Raw genomic sequence first — 3872 nt, 5'->3', positions numbered from 1 at the left:
GCAACGGCTGCGTGTCGGTGGCGAAGAACCACTGGGGCTTCTTCTGTGACTACTTCTACCGCTGGTGGCTGAGCCAGCCGGCGTTCGGCGTCACCACCTACGACCGGGAGCGGCAGCTCAAGAGCGGCGGCTACCGGATCGTCACCTCGCTGGACGTCAAGGCGCAGGCCGCGGCCCGGAAGAACATCTCCGACCGGCTCAAGGACAGCAACGAGGACGCGCTGCTGGCCGCCGGCGTCGAGCCGGCCACCGGCCGGGTCCGCACCCTCGCCACGAACCGTAAGTTCAAGCTCGACGACCCGGCGGATCCGCAGAACAAGCCGTCCTCGGACCCGAAGAAGCGCAGCAAGGGCATTCGCGGCACCTACCCGAACACCACCAACCCGCTGCTCAGCGGCGGCGGCGACATCACCGGGTACCAGGCCGGCTCGGTGTTCAAGATGTTCACCATCGTGGCGGCCCTGGAGAAGGGCTACCCGCTGAGCCACACCATCAAGACCGAGAAGCGGGCGAAGACGAAATTCCGCACCGAGTACGGCAGCCGCTCGGCCTGCCAGGGCACGAACTTCTGGTGCCCGGGCAACTCCGACGGCGGCGGGGCCGGCGTCTTCAACATGTACACCGGGTTCGGAAAGTCGATCAACACGTTCTTCGTCCCGTTGATGGAGCTGGTCGGCGCGGAGACCGTGATCGACGTGGCCAAGCGGATGGGCATCCAGTTCCGCGCCCCCAACGAGGCCGAGATCGCCAACGACGAGGACAAGGCCTCGGGCTGGGGCTCGTTCACGCTCGGTGTCTCCGCGACCACCCCGCTCGACCTGGCGAGCGCGTATGCCACGCTGGCCGGTGACGGCATGTACTGCACGCCGACGCCGGTGCAGGAGATCAAGACGCAGGACGGCAAGAAGTTGGACGTGGGCAAGCCGCACTGTGTCCGGGCCATCTCCAAGGACGTCGCCCGCGCCGCGATCGACGCGGCACGGTGCCCGGTCGGCGACTCGCCGCAGATGGGCAGCTGCAACGGCGCCGCCACGGCGCCCGCCGCCGGCAACTACAACAGTCACCCGATCTTCGGCAAGACCGGTACCACCGACAACGAGAAGACCGCGTCGCTGGTGGTCGGCACCACCAAGATCGTGGTGGCCGCGCTGCTGGTCAACCCGGACTACGCCAACCATCCCGGCACGATGAGCCACGACATCGTCAACCCGGTGGCGTACGAGACGGTGGGCGACTACATGAAGGGCAAGCCGAAGGAGAACTTCAAACGACCCGGCAGCAAGAAGCTGACGGTCGGCGACCAGCGCTCGATCCCGAGCGTGAACTGCAAGGCGATACCCGCCGCCACGAGTCAGCTGGAGGGCGCCGGCTTCGACGTCTCGGTCCAGCCCGGCCAGGTCGACTCGACCTGCCCGGCCGGCACGGCGGCCGGAACCAACCCCAGCGGCCGCACCATCAAGGGCGGCGTGGTGATGATCGAGGTCAGCAACGGCAAGGGCGCCGCGCGGACGAATGACTGAGGTCGTTGATTTGCCGGGCTGTGCGAGCGGATTGCCGCCGCACCCGCCCGCCTGTTGGGGCCGCCTGGCTGCCACGCAGGACCCGAGCTCGTCGACACTGGGCGGGCACTTGCCGCCCCCGACGGTCGACGGCGAGCCGGTGTGCATAAGCCAGCTGCGCACGGCGGGTGCGCTGCCGGTGGAACGTTTGCTCGGCGCGCTGCGCGATGAGGCGCTGCAAGGCAACGACCATATCCCCTGGCTCACTGCGCTCCACCTCGACGACAGGGTGCTCCTGGACGAAGCTTGAGCCGTGGTTCGTCCGCGAGAACAAGAGGCGGGCGGCTCGCTACGGCATGGACGCGCGAGCTACCGCGATAGTGGTACGCCCGCCGGGCCATGCTGGCCATGTCCGCGATTCGGCGCGGCCGAGCAGCTTCGCATGGACCCGGCGGGAACTTCTTGTGCACTGTCAGGATTTGGATGGGTGAGGTCAGCGCGCGGTGAGGGTGGCGGAGATGCTCGAGTAGTAGAGCTGTGTCAGGCCCTCGTACCCGGAGTCGGTGCCCGTGTTGAGCCAAAGGTAGCCATTGGCGTCGGCCTGCACCGTCAGGGTCGTGGAGCTGGAGCGGGTGACCTTGACCCAGTTGCCGCTGTCACACGGCAGGCCGTTGTCGATGTTGCCGAGGACGGTGGCCTCGGTGCCGCCCCCCGACTGGTTGCCCTTGTCCAAGGTGACTCGGAAGTGATTGTCGGCGGTGTCGAGGTAGACACGCGGCTCGACCGTGGAAGCGCCCGCCTTGAGGTAGACGGAACCGCCTGGGGAGCCGCCGACACCGAAGCACTCGGCGGAGCTGTTGGTCCAGAAGGTCACCGAGGTCTGCACCGAGTACCGCTGGCCGGCGGTGATGCCGTCGGCGGGCCCGAGGCGGCGCTTGAGGAACATGTACAGGTCGTCGCTGCGGTTCATGCCTTGCATGAAGTATGCGTTGCCGTTGGCAGTTCCCGGGGGCAGCGGAGCGATGCGAGCTTGGAGCTGCATGTCGTTCGACCCCGGTGAATAGTCGGCGAAGTCGGCGCTCCAGCCTTCTGCGGTGCTGGTGAAGTCGTACAAGTAGGTTCTGGGCGCGGCCATGTTGACTGCCGGGGTTCCGGAGGGAGCCGGCGAGGCCCCGGCCGCGGTAGGCGCCAGGAATGTTGTCAGGCCGACGGCCGTGAGGACGGACAGGGCGATTCGAGTTGCGCGCAAGGTTCTCTCCGAGCGTTGACGGATGTGCCGGACTTGTGGCCCAGCGGGAAATCCTAGCCATCACCGTGCCATATGGACGTGGGCATCCAGCTTGCCTGTTTCTCGAGGTCGATGCCGTCTCTTCACGGCATCATCTACATCGAAACAGCGGTGATCAGCGGCGCAGAGGTTGCCGGTGATCTTGTCGGAGAAACGTGAGTCAAGGATCAGATCGTCGTCGGCGTTAGGTAAACGAAGCGGCGGCAGAGCAGTGGTTCTCGGGGATGGAGCGCGGGCCGTGAGGTGGTGAGTGAGCCAGCCAACGCTCTCCCTCACCGGCCGGTGACACCGCACTGCTGCAGGTCGTACCGGTCAGCGGCCCCAACGACCCGGCCACCACCGACCTGGTCGCCGCGATCCGCGACCAACAACCGGCGATCCGGCATGCCACCGGCGCCACGCTGGCGATCACCGGCTGACCGCCCTCACCATCGACATGTCAGCCAAACTCAGTGACGCCCTGCTGCCCTACCTGCTGCTCATCGTCAGCCTGGCGATCGTGCTGCTCATGCTGGTCTTCCGGTGGTGCTGGTACCGGTCTAGGCTGTGTGTCATAAGTGGTTCAGAGCCACTCGCTGATGATGGTGATGGTCAGAACGGCCTGGTAGCGCACGGCTAACTTGTCGTAGCGAGTAGCCACACCCCGGTATCGCTTGAGGCGGTTGATGCCGCACTCGACGGCGTGACGCAGCCGGTAAAGCTCGGGGTCGAAGGCGGGGGACGCCCGCCTCTGGATCCTTTGGCCTTGCGGTGCGCGTCCTGGTCCTTCTTACTCGGGATACACGCTTTGATCCCTCGTTGACGCAGGTAACGGCGGTTACCTCGGCTGGTGTAGGCCTTGTCCGCCAGCACCACCTCCGGGCGGGTCCTGGCCCGGCCCACGCCGAGACGACCGACCCGGATCCTGCGCAAGACAGGGATGAACTGCGGGCTGTCACCGCGATGCCCGGCGGTCACGTGAGCTTCCCCCCGGGATGTGGACACCGGGTTATGCCGCGCTCTGCTGCAGCGTAACGGTTTCCAGGGTTCGTTCGTAGTCGGCGGGGCTGCGGTAGCCCAGTGCTGAGTGGCGTCGGCGGTGGTTG

At 66.6% G+C, this 3872-nt stretch carries 2 protein-coding genes and 1 pseudogene; 1 reads left to right on the top strand and 2 read right to left on the bottom strand.

What is annotated here, in order from left to right:
* On the top strand, nucleotides 1-1520 hold a 1520-nt coding region (locus LDL48_RS43115), incomplete at its 5' end, for a penicillin-binding transpeptidase domain-containing protein (protein ID WP_255630546.1).
* Nucleotides 1521-1992: 472 nt separating this feature from the next.
* Here the strand turns inward: LDL48_RS43115 and LDL48_RS43110 are convergent.
* Together LDL48_RS43110 and LDL48_RS43105 are read right to left on the bottom strand one after the other, a co-directional pair.
* Nucleotides 1993-2634 carry a hypothetical protein gene (locus LDL48_RS43110; RefSeq protein ID WP_225260993.1) on the bottom strand — a complete coding sequence of 214 codons (642 nt, stop codon included), beginning with the start codon at nucleotides 2632-2634 and terminating at the stop codon, nucleotides 1993-1995.
* Between the two features lie 715 nt (nucleotides 2635-3349).
* Nucleotides 3350-3744: pseudogene (locus LDL48_RS43105) on the bottom strand (transposase); the annotation flags it as partial.
* Nucleotides 3745-3872: the final 128 nt, after the last annotated feature.

Origin of the sequence: Jidongwangia harbinensis, assembly GCF_020216025.1 — a bacterium.
Classification (GTDB): domain Bacteria; phylum Actinomycetota; class Actinomycetes; order Mycobacteriales; family Micromonosporaceae; genus Actinoplanes; species Actinoplanes harbinensis.
The sequence above is the reverse complement of the archived record's forward strand: the minus strand, read 5'-3'. Positions and strand labels throughout refer to the sequence as shown.